The following is a 17,701-nucleotide window of genomic DNA, read 5'->3' as shown; positions in this document are numbered from 1 at the left end:
GAGAAGGGGGATTACCATGAGTGTTGTGGCAACAGAAAGAAAGGTTGAAATAAAAGTAGAAAAGAAAAATCTTAGTGTAAAAGAAAAAATATCTTATGGTATGGGTGATTTTGGTAACGGTTTCATGTTTGATTTAGGGCAGCTTTATTTGTTGAAGTTCTTTACAGATGTGGCAGGCATCCCTGCCGCGGCTGCGGGAGGGATTTTTCTAGTAAGTAAGTTATTTGCAGCAGTTTGTGATCCCATTGTTGGTTCGTCCATTGATTACCGAAAAAACATCGGAGCTAAAGGGAAATTCCGGCCGTATTTACTATTCGGAAGTATGGTGTTAGCCATTTTAACCGTACTCACGTTTATTTCGCCAAATCTTTCACCGGCGGGTAAATTAATTTATGCGTACGCTTCTTATATGATTTGGGGAATTGGCTATTCATTTGTCAATATTCCATACGGATCGCTAGGCGCATCCATGACTCAAAATACTTCTGATCGCACGTCTCTTGCTGCTTTTCGTCAAACAGGATCGCTAGGTGCACTGTTTGTAACCAGCATTGCTGTTGTACCGCTCATTCTGTTATTTCCAAATGAAAAAATCGGTTATCCCGTTGTTATGGGAATTATGTCGGTCATTGGAATCATCGCTTTTTATGTATGCTATCGCAATTGCAAAGAACGCATTGTCGTAAAAGAGAGTCCAAAAGAAAAACTATCAGTCAAGTCTATTTTTAAAACGTTTGTAAGTAACAAACCTCTTTTAATTTTAGTGTTTATGACGGTATTTACCATTTCAGCTTACAATATTAAATCAGCTATGCTTATTTACTTTGCACAGTATAATTTAGGAAATGTTAAATTGATGGCTTACATGAACTTTATTATTATTGGTTCATCCTTTCTAGGAGTCATTATGCTGCCAAAGCTTGTTAGCCGATTTGGAAAAAAGCAAGCTGCAATGATTGGCTTAGGAATCAGTATTGCAGCGGACACAGTAAATTTCTTTATGCCTTCTAACGTCGTAATTTTTACGATTTTAGCAAGTATTGCTTTTATAGGTATCAGCATTCCTAACGGGATTACATGGGCATTTGTATCAGATATTATTGATTATGGTGAATGGAAAACAGGCGAAAGAAAAGAAGGCACAACGTATTCATTGTTCAACTTTTCTCGAAAGCTTGCTCAGTCGCTATCCGGCTTCTTATCAGGTATTGGTTTAGGGTTAGTTGGGTATATCCCAAACGTGGCACAAAAGGCAGGTACATTAGTGGGAATTAAAAGTTTGCTGTTACTATATCCTGCTATTGCTTTGTCCATTGCTGCAGTGATTATTGGTTTTATGTATAAGCTAACGGATAAGAAACACGCGGAGATTGTCCAAGATATTCATGCTAGGTCTTAGTCAAAACTGTCATAACATTCACCATTTGCTTATTATTCCTACTAACTTGTGATATCCTTATAATAAAAATCGATACTGATTCATTAAAGGAAGGTAAATGAAATGGGTGTTACAATTAAGGATATTGCAAAACTAGCAAACGTATCACATACAACGGTTTCACGTGCATTAAACAATAGTCCGCTTATTAAAGAAAAAACAAAAAAGAAAATTTTAGAGATTGCAAATACGCTTAACTATATTCCTGATTATCATGCGAAAAATTTAGTGCTTCAAAAATCTCATACAATTGGATTGTTTTTTACGAGCATGGCAAACGGTACGTCACCAAGTTTTTTAGTAGATAGTATTAGAGGGGTAAGTAAAGTAATTGATGTTCAGTATAATTTATTTGTAAGAGGCATTGACGATTATGATGATTATACGTACATCAACAATAAACGCTTTGATGCGATTATTTTAATGAGTCAAAGCGACCGTGATAACACTTTTATATATAACGTAGTAGAAAAAGGCATCCCGTTGATTGTGCTCAACCGTCAAGTTGACGATTCATCGATTATTAATATTTTGTCAAATGACAAAGAAGGAGCCTACAAAGCCGGCGAATATTTGATTGAATTAGGTCACAGGCATATTGCAATCATAGAAGGAATAGAAGGTTTTAAATCAACTCAACAGCGTAAGGAAGGATTTCTTAACTCGTTAATTGATCACAATGTTTCCATTCGCCAAGAGTATATGATTCAAGGAAATTACGATATGCAAAGCGGATATGAAGGAATGAAAGCACTGTTAAGGTTAAAGCAGCCGCCTACTGCTGTTTTTTGTTCAAATGATGATATGGCAATCGGTGCTATGAACGCCGCATTCGAGTCTGGGCTAAACGTACCGAGTGATATCTCAATTATTGGATTTGATGATATTGAATTAGCCAAATACACCACTCCTTCACTCACAACCGTTAAAAGACCAATCGAGAAAATCAGCATGACCGGAGCAGAAGCAGTTTTATCATTAATGGACAAAGATGACAAAAAGATGCTGCAAAATAAAGTTTTAATTAATACCGAATTAATGGTTCGCCAGTCTGTAAAGTCACGCTCATCTATGTAGCCGGTTATTTAGTATAACCGGCCCAAAAATGTTAACGTTAACATTTTTAAGAAATAAAACAATATAAAAATCTATAAAAATAACAATGTTAATGTGTGCAAAGAAGGAGATGCTAACATGAAGTTAAACCGTCAGATGCAAGCTAACACACGTATATACCCAGAAAAAGTACTGCAGTTTGGAGAAGGCGTATTTCTAAGAGGGTTTGCTGATTGGCAAATTCATCAAATGAACAAACACACTGCATTTAAAGGCAGTATAGTAGCTGTCAATCCGAGAATTACGGGAAATGCAGGTAAATTGAATGAGCAAGACGGTTTGTTTACGGTTTCTCTTCAAGGAATTCAAGACGGTAAAGCAGTCAAAGAACATGAAGTAATTGAATCTATTAGCCGAGGTCTAAATCCATATGAAGATTATGAGGCGTATATGCAATTAGCGGAGAAAGAAGAGCTAAGATTTCTTATTTCTAATACAACAGAAGCAGGTATCGCATTTTTAGAAGAAGACCGCTTGGAACATGCACCGCAAACGAGTTTTCCTGGTAAAGTTACGGCATTTCTATATAAGCGGTTTCAAGCTTTTCAAGGAGATCCAACAAAGGGACTTATTATCCTTCCTTGTGAATTAGTGGAGCGAAACGGGGATTTGTTAAAGAAAATGGTATTGCGCTATGCCGACAAATGGAATTTAGAGAAAAAGTTTACCGAATGGATACACGAAGCAAATGCTTTTTGCTGCACGCTTGTTGACCGAATTGTGCCAGGTTATCCAAACGATGAAAATCTGCTCAATGAACTGAGTTATGAAGATGAGTTTTTTGTGATCGCAGAGCCATTTTACTTATGGGTTATTGAGGGACCTGAGTGGGTAAAAGAAGAGTTTCCCGCGGAAGAAGCTGGTTTACATGTGAAATTTGTGAACGACATTGCACCATATGCGCTGCAGAAAGTCAGAATTTTAAATGGGATTCATACTGCTATGATGCCTGTTGCGTATTTAGCGGAACTAAATACGGTCAGAGAAGCAGTCGAAGATGATGTAATCGGAACGTTTATTCGAAAGTGTCTGTATGAAGAAATTATTCCTAGTTTACCAGTTTCGGAAGAAGAGTCTTTGCCAGTTGCTAAATCTGCATTAGAACGCTTTCAAAATCCGTTTATCCACCACGCATTAATGAGCATCTCTTTGAACAGCATGACAAAGTTTAAAACGCGAAACATCCCAACTCTTAAAGAGTACGTTGAAAAGCAAGGAGCGCTGCCGGCTTTGCTTACATTTTCTCTCAGTGCCCTCATTTCTTTTTATAAAGGAAAAAGAGAAGGAGAAAAAATTGAACTATCAGATGACCCTGCAGTTCTAGAAATGTACGAATCTCTTTGGAATACGTTTGACGGTACTGAAAAAAGCATTTCTTACATTGTAAAAGAAGTGCTGGGATATAAAGAGCATTGGGGAGAGAATTTAAATACGATTCCTAGCTTAACAGAAGCCGTAACAAATGGAGTCTTAGCCATTGAAACTCTCGGAATGAAACAGGCAATAAAAGAAATTCTCTATGTAACCGCAACTAAACAGTAAGAGGTGAAGCATATGAAAGAAGTAATTCGTATTCATGAGGAAGATAATGTAGCAGTAGCTTTACGAGATTTTTTAGCACAAGAGAACCTTATGGTTGATGGAAAAGAAATTTCTCTAAAAGAAGAAGTAAAAAGGGGCCATAAAATAGCTCTTACGCCAATTTCAGCGGGCGGCAACATTATAAAATATGGTTTTCCAATCGGGCATGCGACGCACTCTATTTCACCTGGTGAATGGGTGCATACGCATAACACAAAAACAAATTTAAATAATGTTAACGAATATGAATTTCATCAAAAGTTAGCAGCTCCTAAAGAAAAAAAACAATCGCTAACGTTTAAAGGGTATCGCCGCAAAAACGGAGACATTGGAATTAGAAATGAGCTTTGGATTATTCCAACGGTAGGGTGCGTAAATGGTATAGCCGAACAAATGATTAAACAGTTTCAAAAAGAAATAGGTGATATCTCGCCTTTTGAACATGTAACCGTTTTAAAACACAATTACGGATGTTCTCAGCTCGGTGATGATCACCTTAATACAAGAACTATGCTTACGAGAATGGTACAGCATCCAAATGCTGGAGGCGTATTAGTATTAGGGCTTGGATGTGAGAATAATAGCTTAACAGAATTTAAACAAGCGCTAGGTACAATTGATGAAAGCAGAGTGAAGTTTTTACAATCTCAAGACGTCGAGGATGAAATTGAGGCAGGAGTCACTTTGTTAAAAGAAATTTATGCTGCTGCTAAAGATGATAAAAGAGAAGACGTTGATATTTCCAGGCTGAAAGTAGGTCTTAAATGCGGTGGGTCAGATGGATTATCTGGTATTACAGCAAATCCGCTGCTCGGTAAATTCTCTGACTGGCTCATTGCTCAAGGAGGCACAACAGTTTTAACAGAAGTACCTGAAATGTTTGGTGCAGAAACCCTGCTAATGGAAAGAGCTGTTGATGAACAAACATTTGATAAAATTGTTCATCTGGTTAATGAATTTAAAACGTATTTTCTCAATCATAAACAGCCGGTGTATGAAAATCCTTCTCCCGGCAATAAAGCAGGCGGCATTACAACGTTAGAAGATAAATCACTTGGCTGTACTCAAAAAGCAGGCACGGCCCCAGTCGTAGACGTGTTAAATTACGGAGATCGCTTACAAACTAACGGTTTAAATTTACTAAGTGCTCCTGGAAATGATTTAGTTGCCTCAACTGCTTTAGCGGCTTCAGGGTGTCATATTGTACTGTTTACAACGGGACGAGGAACGCCGTTTGGAACGTTTGTGCCCACTATAAAAATTTCTACAAACACCGCTCTTTATAACAAGAAGCCGCACTGGATTGATTTTAATGGAGGGGTACTGGTTGAAGGTGACACAGAAGAAGCTACGTTAGAAAGCTTTATTGAGTACATGATCGGGGTTTCTAGCGGAGAGCTTGTAAATAACGAAAAAAATGATTTTAAAGAAATGGCCATTTTTAAAACAGGCGTTACTTTATAAATAAGTCGGTTACTAGATTGTTAAACGAAAGGGGAAAAGCTAGTGAAAAAATATGTGCTTTCTTTGTTTGTGATGACTCTGATGCTTATTTTACCGTTTTCTGCCCAAGGAGAAGCTCTTTCAGCAAGTGAAAAAATAACAGCAGTTAAAGAACAAATTCAGCCTCCTTCATTTCCGAACCGTACGTTTAATATTAAGAGGTACGGAGCAGCAGGAGATGGAAAGTCTGATTCAACGGCTGCTTTTAAAAAAGCAATCGAAGCGGCTAACAAAGCAGGAGGAGGGCGCGTTGTTGTTCCACCAGGAACTTATGTTACCGGTGCGATTTATTTAAAAAGCAACGTAAATCTTCATGTAATGAAAAAAGCTACCATTCAGTTTAGTCAAAATCCTGACAAATACTTACCTGCTGTCTTAACAAGATGGGAAGGCGTGGAGCTATATAATTATTCACCGCTTATCTATGCTTATAACGAAAAAAATATTGCGATTACAGGAGAAGGTACGTTAGATGGACAGGGTGATAACGAACATTGGTGGCCCTGGAAAGGAAAAAAGGAGTTTGGATGGAAAGCAGGAGAGCCCAATCAACAGCAAGATCGCGATTTGCTGTTTAAAATGGCAGAAGAGAAAGTTCCTGTTAAAGAGCGCGTATTTGGCAAAGGGCACTATTTGAGACCTAGTTTTATTCAGCCTTATCACAGCAAAAATATCATGATAAAAGGTGTAACCATTTTAAATTCGCCCATGTGGCAAATCAACCCTGTCTTAAGCGAGAACATTTTAATTGATGATGTAAAAATTATAGGTCATGGTCCTAATAATGATGGAGTAGACCCTGAATCGAGTAAAAATGTGCTTATTAAAGATTCTTATTTTGACAATGGGGATGACTGTATTGCGATTAAGTCGGGGCGTAATGCAGATGGAAGAAGAATCAACGTACCAAGTGAAAATATTATTATTGAAGGAAACGAAATGAAAGATGGCCACGGGGGCGTTGTGATCGGCAGCGAAATATCAGGAAGCGTCCGGAACGTATTTGCTCAGCACAATGTTATGGACAGTCCCAATCTAGACCGGGCGCTGCGTATTAAAACAAATTCAGTTCGCGGCGGAACGATTGAAGATATCGACTTTAGCAGCAATACGGTCAAAAGCGTTGGCAGTGAAGTGATTCAAATAGACATGTACTATGAAGAAGGAGACACAGGGAGTTTTACGCCCGTCGTTCGTAATATCAACATAGAAAATTTGCAAAGCAATGGAGGGAAATACGGCTTATGGATTCGAGCCTATGAACGTTCTCCCGTTACAAACCTAACAATTCGTCATTCTAATTTCCAGCATGTTGCAACCCCATTGTTAATGGAGAATGTAAAGAGCCCTGTGTTTGAAGAGTTTTGTATAAATGGAAGCTGCATGAATACAAATCCGTAAAAGGGCGTGTTCATAATCAGCTGCAAGTAAGAGGTAGAACAAACGTATTTTAGCCCAAGAAGTATCCGCACAATGAATCGAGATTATCGATTCATTGTGCGGTCTTTTTTTTGTTGTGATGGTGAACGTAGGATCAATGTGTTAATAATGGTAAAAACCTGCTCTGGAATTTTTACTATTTTATAGATAAGTCAAATGACTCTTACTAATTGATAGATAACATGTATGAAAGAAATGACTTTTGAAGAGTGTTTTCTAAGCAATTTATTACCTAAATGTGGATGTGGGGAGTGTGAGGGAAGATATATAAAAGAATTATAAAAACATTTGTCTTTGTAAGCGTTTTATTCTTTATTTTAATAAAGAGCAAAAAAAGGATGTTTTTCTCTAAATTTTTACCATTGAATATTTTGAATAAAGTTCATAAAATAAACTTGTAAGCGTTTTAAAAGATTAGAAAGTATGTATCTTAAAAGTTGAATAGAGAATTATTTATGAAGACAGGAAATGTGATTTTTTTGCTTTTGATCACCGTTTCCAAGAATACCTTAACAAGTAACAGCAAAACGTTCATTTAATGAAATAAAGAAATAGATAGGAGTAGAGAAAAATGTACATCGGCGTCGATTATTACCCTGAACATTGGCCAGAGAATATGATAGAAGAAGATATCCAAGGTATTAAAGAGTTAGGATCAAATATGGTGAGAATAGGGGAGTTCGCTTGGCATCTTATGGAGCCTAAAGAAGGGCAATATGACTTTTCTTTTTTTGATAGCGTTATCAATAAGCTTAAAAAACAGAATATTGACATTATGTTTGGTACCCCTACTGCCACTTTTCCGGCTTGGCTTGCGAAGCAGCATCCTTCTATTTTATCAATAGATGAAAATGGGGCGGTCAGAGCATTTGGAGGAAGACGTCAATATTGTTTTAATTCTCCTCTTTACCGGCAGTATAGCGCTCAGATTACAGAACAACTAGTAAAGCACTACTGCTCAGAAGAAGCAATCGTAGCATGGCAAGTTGACAATGAATTTGGCCATGAAGGCAGTGATATGTGTTACTGCGAACAATGTCATAAAGAGTTTCAGCAGTTTTTGGAAAGAAAATATAAAGATATTCATGAGTTAAATGAAAAGTATGGCACTATTTTCTGGGGACAAACGTATAACGACTTTACCGAAGTGCCTATGCCTGTAAAAACAATTACGACACACAGTCCTTCGTTAAAGCTTGATTGGGCGCGCTTTCGCTCTTTTTCGTTAAACAGATATGCTCATGAACAAACAGCAATTGTGAAGAGATATAAAGGTGATCACCAGCTGTTGACAACGAACGTCTCAGGAGGCTTTTTTGATAAATGGTTTGACCATGAAGAGAATCTAGAAGTCATGGACTTTGTATCCTATGACAATTATCCGGTATGGGGCGGTCAAACAGAGCCGATTACCCCTGCTCATATTGCACTGGGACATGATTTTAATAGAGGTCTGCTACATAAAAATTTCTGGATTGTAGAGGAATTAATGGGTGCTCAAGGTCATGATGTCATCGGTTATCTACCGAGGCCTAATCAGGCAAAAATGTGGTCTTATCAAGCGTTTGCTCATGGATGCACGGACATGCTGTATTTCCGTTGGCGCGGAATGACAAGAGGAGCTGAGCAATACTGCTACGGAATTGTAGGTCACGATAATCATTATGGAAGACGCTACAAAGAAGTTCAGTCGTTATTTAGTGAAATCGTTAAGTACGAACATGTACTTGAATCTGACATTAAGTCGGATGTTGCTGTTTTATATGACTATGAAAATATATGGTCATGGCGCTTTCAGCAGCAAAGTGAAGGGTTTGACTTTACGCAAGAGCTTCTTAGAGGGTATACACCGTTTTATAAGTTGAATACACCTATTGATGTTATTCCTGCTACAAGAGATTTTTCAAGCTATAAAGTACTGGTTGTTCCAGCTTTGCAAATCATTGATGAAGAACTAGGTAAAAGATTTACTGAATTTACTGAAAGCGGAGGCGTTATCGTTTTTACGTTTAGAACCGGCATTAAAGACAAACAAAATAATATTCACTTTAAACAGACGCTGCCCGGATATGTAAAAGAAATAACAGGGATTGAAATTCATGAAGTGGAAGCACTGTCTTCTACTCAAAAAGCAGCTATTAAAGGAAAAGGATCGTATGAAGGAGAACAAGCAAGTGCGTCCGTGTGGAGAGACATTATCACACCTGTAACAGCTGAAGTGCTGTATGAGTATGATGATCCATTTTATAATCAAGCCGCTGTAACAAAAAATCAGTTTGGTCGCGGGACGGTTTATTATGTAGGCTGTGGAATTGAAGGGCAAACGTTTGAAAAAATTGCGCTTGATATTGTAAAACAGCAGCAGATTGAGCATACGGAAAGTGAAGATGGAGTTGAAGTATATCCTCGCAAGCTTGGAGAGACAAGTTATTACTTCCTTATGAACCATACGCCAGAAGTAAAAGTATTTAAAGATATTGTTCTGCAGCCTTACGAAAGTCGAGTTGTAGAAAACATGTAGTAGCAACAGGAGACTAGAATCTCATAAAGCAATGAGATTCTAGTCACTCATAATATGATATGAAAGCGTTTTATAGGAGAAGGGAGTTAGGTTATATGAGCATGGGGGTACAGTCAAAAGTTTCTCTAAAGACCGTATTATCATACGGAATGGGGAGCTTTGGAAACAATATTATTTATGCATTAACAAGTACATATTTAATGATTTTTTATACGGACAGCGTAGGATTAAATGCTGCAGCCGTAGGAACCTTATTTCTTATTGCAAGGATATGGGATGGAATTGCAGACATTATTATCGGAATGATTGTTGATAATACAGAAACGAGATTTGGTAAGTTTAGGCCCTATCTTTTAATAGGCGGATTTTTTGCAGCTGTTGCTACAGTCGCGTGTTTTATTAGTCCTGATCTTTCTCACACAGGAAAATTAATTTATGCTTATATCACTTATATCGCGTGGGGAACAAGCTTTGCTATCATGGATATTCCTTATTGGTCGCTTTCAGCAACGATTACACAAGATGTAAAAGAACGAAATAAAGTTGTAGCTTTTCCTAGAACCATTGCAGCAGTAGGGTCTTTATTTGCTAGTTTATTAACTCTTCCACTAGCTCATTATTTTGGAAACTGGTTTATGCTTAGTCTTATTTATGCGTGTATCTTAATGATTACAATGATCATCACATTTTCAGGAGTAAAAGAAAACTATACCGTAAAAAGACAGGAAAAGCAGACGCCAAAAGCAGTTTGGAACTTATTTATTCAAAATAGACCGTTGCGCTACCTGATTTTCTCAATGCTTTTAGTTGAAACAATTTTAACGATTCGAACTACGTTTTCTATTTACTATTTTAAATACAATTTAAATGCAGAGAACATCGCGTCTCTTTATTTAACCTTATTTTTCACAGCACAAATTGTAGGAGCGATCGCGTCTCCTTTCATTTCAAATAAATTTGGAAAGAAACGTGCAGCAATAGGGGGAATTGCCCTAAATGCTGTAGCCACTCTTACAATGTTTGCAACGGGTTTCCACGTTATGCCAGTGATGATTTTAAGCTTTTTAGCTTCTTTTGGCGGTGGGGTTAGTAACATTGCTCAAACATCTATGCTCGCTGATTGTGTAGAATACGGCGAATGGAAAACGGGGAACCGAGCAGAAGGAATGGTGTTTTCTACGAATATTTTCAAAACAAAGGTCGCTTCAGCAGTGGGTGGAGCAGTAGGTGGGTACATCCTTTCAGCAGTAGGGTACGTGCCAAATCAAATTCAGTCACACAGCACGCTCATTTGGATTGCTTTAATCTTTACGATTATTCCGGGTATTCTTTGCTTGTTATCACTTGTCCCACTCGTAAAATATGAGTTGACGGAAAAGAGATATTTAGAGATTTTACAGGATATGAAAAAACGCTCAAGCCGCATAAAAGAAAAACCGGCTATGAAAGTGTCTAGCTAATTCAAATCAACACAAGCATTGTACACAAAAATCACAAGAAAAAAAGACTGCATTTTCTCAGCTCCTCTTGCTATGATGTCAGGTAGACAGATATCAATGTAAAGAGGAGTTTTGTTTATGTTTATTAATTTTTCAAAAGAAGACAAAGATAAAATGCTGAATGAAATTCAAACGTTTTTTTATAACGAACGAGATGAAGAAATCAGTGAATTTGCAGCGGAAAATGTATTGGAGTTTATTAAAGAACATATAGGTCCTCACTTTTATAACCAAGCCATTAAAGATGCGGAAGATATTATGAACCAGGTCATGCTTTCTGCAGAAGAAAATTTACATGCATTAAAAAAACCAATCGAAAAGTAGTTCGAAAAAGAAAATATAAAATAGGAAAAAGCGTTTTATGTACAAAAACATAAAACGCTTTTGTTTGTTTATGAAACAAATTATTTGTTCGCCCAAGTGATATATGATACATTCGTTTTAAGATAATATTAACGTTAACGTAAAGGTTATATTTAAAGTGTTTTGATTTAACTCGATGAGGGCATAACTTCAGCAAGCAGGGACATAATGAGGTAATTATACGAGGAAAGAAGGGACTACACATGAGCAACATTACGAAAGGTCAGCTAACAAAATCTATTGTGAAAGCAAATGAAAATCGTTTAACGGATAATAGTGATTTTGATATCTATCAAGAGCTGGAAAATGTGCTTCAAGGAGTCGGCTTATCAGCAAAAGACAGTGGAGGAAACATTACATTTTACGGAGAAGATCCAATTGTTCCTAGTACGCTGCGACTTGCCTCAGCAGCAGCTATTGCACTGGTTGCTAAGTCAGTAGCTGTCTCAAAAATTTGGAGAATACGGGGAGGAAAAGGTCAAGATATTCATATGGATTTACGAAAAGCGATACGAAGATTATCACCTTTTTACGATAAAAAATGGGAAAAGCTTAATGGGTACGCACCGAGTAAAGCAAATGATCCTTATAATCCATTAGGCTTTCGCTTTTATCAAACAAAAGACGGCAAATGGGTAATGCCGCTGAATCCGTATCCACGCTCTAAGCATGAAACGCTCAAGCTATTAAATTGTATAGAAGACCCTGATGCAGTGGCAAAAGCGATTCGCGGATGGAATGCAGAAGAATTGGAAAAAGCTGCAGCGGAGCGAGGAGTTATCATGCCTGTTGTGCGGACAATTAAAGAGTTTATGAATGAGTCCGTGTATGAAGAAGTAGCGCAGCTTCCTTTGATTGAAATTGAAAAGATTGGAGAAAGTGAGCCAATTCCTTTTTCCAAGAACCCTAAAACGCCGCTAGACGGTATTCGAGCATTAGGGCTTGGTCACGTTATTGCAGGAGCAGGATTCGGTAGAGCTCTCGCTTTACACGGTGCGGACGTCTTAAATATTTGGAAGCCAACGGATTGGGAGCATGATACGATTTACGCTACGTCTAATGTCGGTATGCGCTCTTCAACGCTGGATATCGGTGAAAAAGAAGGAAAAGAAAAAATGGTTGAACTTCTACAAGGAGCAGATATCTTTTTTGCGAACCGTCGCTACGGATTCCTAGAGAGATACGGTCTAACAGCTGAAGAGTGTGCAAAATTAAAACCTGGAATCATCCACTGCACCGTTAACCTGCACGGAACGCAAGGAGATTGGGCAAAAAGAAATGGATTTGACCAAACAGCGGGAAGCGTAACGGGAGTCATGGCGTTAGAAGGATCGCCAGAAAATCCTAAGCTGCCTCCTATTGTAGTGGTAAATGATTATGCGGTTTCTTGGCTGCTTGAAGTTGGTGCTTTAATGGCACTAGAAAGAAGAGCAAAAGAAGGAGGCAGCTACCGCGTGCGTGTATCATTAGATCGCGTATCTTTATGGATCTTATCAATGGGCATCTATGATAAAACATATGCTCATCAAACAGCTGGTTCGTCAGAGAAGCATGAGTACATTGCACCGGATCTCTTTACAGCTCAAACACCTTTAGGATTGTACCAAGGGCTTACAGAACAAATTGAAATGTCGGAAACTCCAGGGGAATATAAGACGGTTCTCGTTCCTCGAGGTTCTTCACGCCCAGAGTGGTTGTGATAACAAGAGGCTGAGACAAAATTATTTTAGTGGAAAGAAAATCCGAACGATGAATCGAGATTCTTGATAAAGGATCCAACTCGTTCGGATTTTTTTGTTATTGTGATGAACGTAGGTTTCGTTTATGTGGGTAGATGCTTCTAGTGCTTGCACGGAAATCAACAGCGGTGTCACAAGCGGTTCAGCTCATGTATCCAATTTGTTTGTCTTTAGATTGAATTGATTTCGCTATGTCTTAATCTCGGTTTTTGGGGGTCAAATTTAAAATGAAAAATAAGAAAAAATATTTGAATAATTATATGATTTCTTATATAATAGCGAAAAGGATGAGGAGTTGACTTGTAATGGAAAACTATACGTCCCGCAAAATGACACGAGAAGAAGTAAAAGTATCAGACGCGACAGCAGCTCAACTAGTGCTAAACAAATCTCTTCGTGACTTTAAAAAAGCACAGCTTTTACTGCAAATCGATCAGTCTTTAGAAAAAAGAGATAAAGAAACTTTTTTACGTTTAACTGAAGAGTTAAAAGAAGTTTGTTAAATAACCTACTAACATAAACAATCAGCCTTTGCTTCTAGTGAGCAAAGGCTTTTTATATGGAAAAAAACGGATAAATGTTTTGTTTTTTCTGAAAGCGGTAAAAGTATAGTATGGATGATAAAGCAAAAATCAAGAAGTCTCTTACTTTATTATTTTTTGCTTTATCATCTACAGCATCTAGATGGTAATACATCATGAAAGAACAAAAAGAGAGAGGGTTCTTGATATGTATAACAAAATCTTAGTCGCCTTTGATGGTTCCGCACCTTCTATTCGTGCTCTTCAACATGCAAGTAAACTAGCTGAAAGCGTAAATGCTAATAAGCTGACAATTGTACATATTAAGGAAAGAATTCACTTGCAGCAGCCTGTTTTTAGCGTTGACTTGGACGCACTGATAGAAGAAGAAAACCGCGATATTTTATCTGAAGCTCACAATCATTTAACTCAATCAGGTATTCCATATGAGGCATACGGTGTAGAAGGCACCGCTTCAAAGAAAATTATTGAATACGCACGTGACAATCAACAAGACGTCATTGTGATAGGAAGCCGAGGAAAGGGCTTTGTTAAAGAGACCTTTCTAGGAAGTGTAAGTCACGAAGTTGCTCAATCCGCAGAATGTCCTGTTATTATTGTTAAATAAAAAGAGGCTGAGGCAAATTTAGTTAAAGAAAAATCCGAACGATGAATCGAGATTCTTGATGAAGAATCCAACTCGTTTGGATTTTTTTATTGGTATGGTGAACGTAGGTTTCATGTATATAGTTGCTTCTAGCAGTTGATTGGAGGGTAAGACGAAGACTCCTGCGGGGAAAGCGGAACAGGTGAGACCCCGCAGGAGCGGAAACAACGAGGAGGCTCAGCGGCCGCCCGCGGAAAGCGAAGTCTTGCACGGAAATCAACTGCGGTGTGACCAGTAATTTATACTAGCTCCCTTATCCAATTTGTTCGTCTTTAGATTAGAGTGATTTTGTTATGTCTCAATCTCTTTTTGCTTTTGGATTATGTATTGCTGCACGCTTCGTAAGTTCGAAATTTGCTGTATGATAAACTTACTTCATACGCTAAGCTGTCAGATACCCGTGGTAAAATGTCAAAGAATAACCGTTATTTAATTAGGTATGTTTTATTCTGCACAGTTTCTTCATTTATTACTTTTATAATGAAAGCAAGGGATGTGAATAAATGAATCGTATTTCTATTAAGCTTGGACTCTTGTTTTTAATGTTCATTTTACTAATTGAAGCCGCTCTCTTTTTCTATTTATATAGCGGTCTTGCCAATACACGAATTTCAGAGGAGCTGCAAAGCTTGCGTTTAAGAGGAAACAGTCACCGGGAAGTATTAGAGAAGCATCATGATTCGGCGACGCTTAACCATGTTGCACTGATGGAATCAGAAGCAGAAACTGATGTTATCATAACGGATAAAACAGGGAAAATTATCAGTTCATCTAGACCTTTAATTCAAGGTGCAAGAAAAGCAGTAGAGAAATGGAAAGGAAAGTCTCTTACATATAAAGGTGAAATTATGCAAGGCGACTGGAAAAGCAAACCTTATATCGCCACGGCATCACCTATTAAAGAAGGCCATCAACAGTTCGGAACGGTTTATATGTTCAAAAACACAAAGGATATTCACGAAATGATTGCGAGACTACAGCATCATTTTTACGTAGCGGGAGCTGTGTCCGTTTTATTTTCCATTGTGACTATTTTTGCTCTGTCTAAATTTATAACCGCTCCTTTAATCAAAATGAAAAAAGCAACTGAGAAGCTGAGTCAAGGAGATTTGTCTGTGAAACTTGGCGCTCATTCAAGAGATGAACTCGGACAATTAGGAATGTCCATTCAGTCGTTAGCGAATGAGCTGCAGCGGTTACGAAAAGAGCGAAATGAATTTTTAAGCAGCATTTCACATGAACTTCAAACGCCTTTGATGTATTTAAAGGGCTATGCAGACGTAGCAAGAAGGCCTTCTAATACACCGCAAGAACGTGATAAGTATCTTGCTATTGTGGAAGAAGAAGCAGGAAGAATTTCACAGTTAGTCAAAGATTTGTTTCAGCTGGCGCAGCTGGATCAGCATACATTTTTTATTCAAAAACAAAAAGTAGAGCTAGCTACGTATTTGCACACCGTATGCGCGCATTTTCATTTAGCTTTAAAAGAAAAGGAGATGGAGCTGGAGATAAGCTGCCCTCAAGGTCTTTACGTTTCACTAGATCCTGAAAGATTTCAGCAAGTGATTATCAATTTACTTGATAACGCAATGAACTATTCAAAAGAAGGGACTAAAATTGATTTAAGTGTAAAAAAATCAGCTGAATCATTGACAATAACTATTAAAGATCAAGGAATAGGCATTCCAGAAAAAGATCTACCTTACGTATTTGACAAGCTGTATCGAGTGGAAAAATCCCGCTCGAGAAAAAGCGGAGGCTACGGATTAGGCTTATCAATTGTAAAGGAGATTGTAGAAGCTCATGGAGGAGAAATAACAATCACAAGCGAGACGGGAAAAGGAACGACTGTAGAGATTGTATTAAGAGAGGATGGATAGGATGGCAACTATTTTATTAGTAGATGATGAAGCAAGGATGCTGGATTTACTAGAACTTTATCTGCTGCCAAACGGATTTACATGTATAAAATTTGAAAAAGGCACAGAAGCGCTGCGCTATCTTTATGAAGGTAACAAAGCAGATTTGATGTTATTAGATATTATGATGCCAAGCGAAGATGGGTGGGAGATTTGCCAAGAAGTAAGAAAAATGTCTGATCTACCTGTCATTATGCTCACAGCCCGCAGCCAAACATTAGATGTAGTAAAAGGATTAAATATAGGGGCAGACGACTATATTACCAAACCGTTTAGCGAAGAAGAATTGGTTGCACGCATCGGTGCGGTTCTTAGACGTTCGTTAAAGGAAAAACATGAAATCACCTACAAAGGGTTAGTATGGAGCAAGGAAAATCACGTATTACAATATAAAGATCAGCAGATTCAAGTAACGCCTAAAGAGTTTGAATTGGTGGGGTTACTTCTTCAGCATTTAAATCGTGTGTTCAGCCGAGACGACTTGCTTGTGTTAGTGTGGGGATATGAGGCGGAGATTGGAGACCGTACTATTGACTCTCATGTGCGAAATGTTCGGGATAAGCTTAGAAAAGCGGGCTTTCCCGTAGACGAATACTTGCAAACCGTATGGGGAATAGGCTATAAGTGGGTTGATGTTAGTTGAAAATGATATGAGCATAGCTACTAAAATTGGTGAAAAGATAAAGTAAGCAGAAGCCAGCTTTTCGCTTTACATAGGTTAGGGGGGTATAGTATCATGAAATTATGAAGGGAGGATGTTAGATGGTCGAAGCGAATCACATGAATAGTGAAGAAAAATGTTGTACGATAAATAGTGAAAGAAAAAGTCACCATTCTCCAGAAGTGAAAAAAAACCTAACAAGCCGATTAAATCGAATTGAAGGACAAATTCGAGGAATTAAAGGATTAATTGAAAAAGATACGTATTGTGACGACGTGATTACTCAAATCGCAGCTGCGCAGTCTGCTTTGAATAGTGTAAGTAAAATTTTGCTTGAAGGTCACTTGAAGCATTGCATTGTAGAACGTGTGCAAGCTGGTGATGAAGAAGTAGTGGATGAATTATTAACAACCATTAAACGATTAATGAAATAAAGGAGATGCTAGAAATGGAAAACGTAACATTATCAGTACAAGGAATGTCTTGCGGTCATTGTGTCAAAGCTGTTGAAGGCGGCGTAGGCGAACTTAATGGCGTTAAAAGCGTAGAAGTAAGCTTAGAAGATGCAAAAGTAACGGTTGCATTTGATCCAAGTCAAGTAACGGTCGAAGATATTAAAGAAGCTATTGATGACCAAGGTTATGACGTAGCATAAACAGCATCGCGTGCGAATACCTTCGCACGCTTGATTTAGGAGAAAGATATACCCCTTATAGGTATATAACAGGAGGCG

15 protein-coding genes are annotated in these 17,701 nt (G+C 37.9%); all 15 read left to right on the top strand.

From position 1 onward, the window contains the following. The first annotated feature begins 16 nt into the window (after window positions 1–16). The gene (locus ACRPLQ_RS17215) at window positions 17–1,399 is read left to right on the top strand and encodes a glycoside-pentoside-hexuronide (GPH):cation symporter (protein WP_028413697.1); all 1,383 of its coding nucleotides are present in this window, start codon (window positions 17–19) and stop codon (window positions 1,397–1,399) included. Window positions 1,400–1,501: 102 nt separating this feature from the next. Further along, window positions 1,502–2,515, top strand: a complete 1,014-nt coding sequence (locus tag ACRPLQ_RS17210; protein WP_028413696.1) for a LacI family DNA-binding transcriptional regulator — start codon at window positions 1,502–1,504, stop codon at window positions 2,513–2,515. 117 nt (window positions 2,516–2,632) lie between these two features. Further along, window positions 2,633–4,096: a tagaturonate reductase gene (locus ACRPLQ_RS17205; RefSeq protein ID WP_047751145.1), complete on the top strand. Its 1,464-nt coding sequence runs from the start codon at window positions 2,633–2,635 to the stop codon at window positions 4,094–4,096. 12 nt (window positions 4,097–4,108) lie between these two features. Then, window positions 4,109–5,599: a UxaA family hydrolase gene (locus ACRPLQ_RS17200; protein WP_325077015.1), complete on the top strand. Its 1,491-nt coding sequence runs from the start codon at window positions 4,109–4,111 to the stop codon at window positions 5,597–5,599. Window positions 5,600–5,641: 42 nt separating this feature from the next. Continuing rightward, the gene (locus ACRPLQ_RS17195; protein WP_325077016.1) at window positions 5,642–7,039 is read left to right on the top strand and encodes a glycoside hydrolase family 28 protein; all 1,398 of its coding nucleotides are present in this window, start codon (window positions 5,642–5,644) and stop codon (window positions 7,037–7,039) included. A gap of 610 nt (window positions 7,040–7,649) precedes the next feature. Continuing rightward, window positions 7,650–9,599 carry a beta-galactosidase gene (locus tag ACRPLQ_RS17190; protein WP_098112761.1) on the top strand — a complete coding sequence of 650 codons (1,950 nt, stop codon included), beginning with the start codon at window positions 7,650–7,652 and terminating at the stop codon, window positions 9,597–9,599. Between the two features lie 95 nt (window positions 9,600–9,694). Further along, the gene (locus tag ACRPLQ_RS17185; RefSeq protein WP_098112760.1) at window positions 9,695–11,059 is read left to right on the top strand and encodes a glycoside-pentoside-hexuronide (GPH):cation symporter; all 1,365 of its coding nucleotides are present in this window, start codon (window positions 9,695–9,697) and stop codon (window positions 11,057–11,059) included. A 117-nt stretch (window positions 11,060–11,176) separates the two neighbouring features. Continuing rightward, window positions 11,177–11,422 carry a DUF2164 domain-containing protein gene (locus ACRPLQ_RS17180; protein ID WP_013082790.1) on the top strand — a complete coding sequence of 82 codons (246 nt, stop codon included), beginning with the start codon at window positions 11,177–11,179 and terminating at the stop codon, window positions 11,420–11,422. Window positions 11,423–11,664: 242 nt separating this feature from the next. Beyond that, window positions 11,665–13,161 (top strand): CoA transferase, encoded by a 1,497-nt coding sequence (locus tag ACRPLQ_RS17175; RefSeq protein ID WP_430047867.1) that lies wholly within the window; start codon window positions 11,665–11,667, stop codon window positions 13,159–13,161. Window positions 13,162–13,505: 344 nt separating this feature from the next. Continuing rightward, the gene (locus ACRPLQ_RS17170; protein ID WP_013082792.1) at window positions 13,506–13,703 is read left to right on the top strand and encodes an IDEAL domain-containing protein; all 198 of its coding nucleotides are present in this window, start codon (window positions 13,506–13,508) and stop codon (window positions 13,701–13,703) included. Between the two features lie 226 nt (window positions 13,704–13,929). Continuing rightward, a complete protein-coding gene (locus tag ACRPLQ_RS17165; RefSeq protein WP_028413689.1) occupies window positions 13,930–14,349 on the top strand; it encodes a universal stress protein in 420 nt (139 codons plus the stop codon). Window positions 14,350–14,891: 542 nt separating this feature from the next. Then, window positions 14,892–16,268: a sensor histidine kinase gene (locus ACRPLQ_RS17160; RefSeq protein ID WP_063247250.1), complete on the top strand. Its 1,377-nt coding sequence runs from the start codon at window positions 14,892–14,894 to the stop codon at window positions 16,266–16,268. A gap of 1 nt (window position 16,269) precedes the next feature. Further along, a complete protein-coding gene (locus ACRPLQ_RS17155; RefSeq protein ID WP_028413687.1) occupies window positions 16,270–16,950 on the top strand; it encodes a response regulator transcription factor in 681 nt (226 codons plus the stop codon). Between the two features lie 119 nt (window positions 16,951–17,069). Beyond that, window positions 17,070–17,402: a metal-sensitive transcriptional regulator gene (locus ACRPLQ_RS17150; protein WP_014460516.1), complete on the top strand. Its 333-nt coding sequence runs from the start codon at window positions 17,070–17,072 to the stop codon at window positions 17,400–17,402. A 14-nt stretch (window positions 17,403–17,416) separates the two neighbouring features. Beyond that, window positions 17,417–17,623 carry a copper chaperone CopZ gene (gene copZ / locus ACRPLQ_RS17145; RefSeq protein ID WP_013082796.1) on the top strand — a complete coding sequence of 69 codons (207 nt, stop codon included), beginning with the start codon at window positions 17,417–17,419 and terminating at the stop codon, window positions 17,621–17,623. Window positions 17,624–17,701: the final 78 nt, after the last annotated feature.

This window comes from Priestia sp. TRN 1309, assembly GCF_050846875.1.
GTDB classification, from domain to species: domain Bacteria; phylum Bacillota; class Bacilli; order Bacillales; family Bacillaceae_H; genus Priestia; species Priestia zanthoxyli.
The sequence above is the reverse complement of the archived record's forward strand: the minus strand, read 5'-3'. Positions and strand labels throughout refer to the sequence as shown.

Excerpts from the sequence above, each read along its gene's own strand:
- ACRPLQ_RS17185 (WP_098112760.1), top strand. The coding sequence starts at position 9,695 with ATGAGCATGGGGGTACAGTCAAAAGTTTCTCTAAAGACCGTATTATCA.
- ACRPLQ_RS17210 (WP_028413696.1), top strand. The coding sequence starts at position 1,502 with ATGGGTGTTACAATTAAGGATATTGCAAAACTAGCAAACGTATCACAT.
- ACRPLQ_RS17200 (WP_325077015.1), top strand. The coding sequence starts at position 4,109 with ATGAAAGAAGTAATTCGTATTCATGAGGAAGATAATGTAGCAGTAGCT.
- ACRPLQ_RS17175 (WP_430047867.1), top strand. The coding sequence starts at position 11,665 with ATGAGCAACATTACGAAAGGTCAGCTAACAAAATCTATTGTGAAAGCA.
- copZ (WP_013082796.1), top strand. The coding sequence starts at position 17,417 with ATGGAAAACGTAACATTATCAGTACAAGGAATGTCTTGCGGTCATTGT.
- ACRPLQ_RS17165 (WP_028413689.1), top strand. The coding sequence starts at position 13,930 with ATGTATAACAAAATCTTAGTCGCCTTTGATGGTTCCGCACCTTCTATT.
- ACRPLQ_RS17160 (WP_063247250.1), top strand. The coding sequence starts at position 14,892 with ATGAATCGTATTTCTATTAAGCTTGGACTCTTGTTTTTAATGTTCATT.
- ACRPLQ_RS17180 (WP_013082790.1), top strand. The coding sequence starts at position 11,177 with ATGTTTATTAATTTTTCAAAAGAAGACAAAGATAAAATGCTGAATGAA.
- ACRPLQ_RS17215 (WP_028413697.1), top strand. The coding sequence starts at position 17 with ATGAGTGTTGTGGCAACAGAAAGAAAGGTTGAAATAAAAGTAGAAAAG.
- ACRPLQ_RS17155 (WP_028413687.1), top strand. The coding sequence starts at position 16,270 with ATGGCAACTATTTTATTAGTAGATGATGAAGCAAGGATGCTGGATTTA.
- ACRPLQ_RS17205 (WP_047751145.1), top strand. The coding sequence starts at position 2,633 with ATGAAGTTAAACCGTCAGATGCAAGCTAACACACGTATATACCCAGAA.
- ACRPLQ_RS17190 (WP_098112761.1), top strand. The coding sequence starts at position 7,650 with ATGTACATCGGCGTCGATTATTACCCTGAACATTGGCCAGAGAATATG.
- ACRPLQ_RS17170 (WP_013082792.1), top strand. The coding sequence starts at position 13,506 with ATGGAAAACTATACGTCCCGCAAAATGACACGAGAAGAAGTAAAAGTA.
- ACRPLQ_RS17150 (WP_014460516.1), top strand. The coding sequence starts at position 17,070 with ATGGTCGAAGCGAATCACATGAATAGTGAAGAAAAATGTTGTACGATA.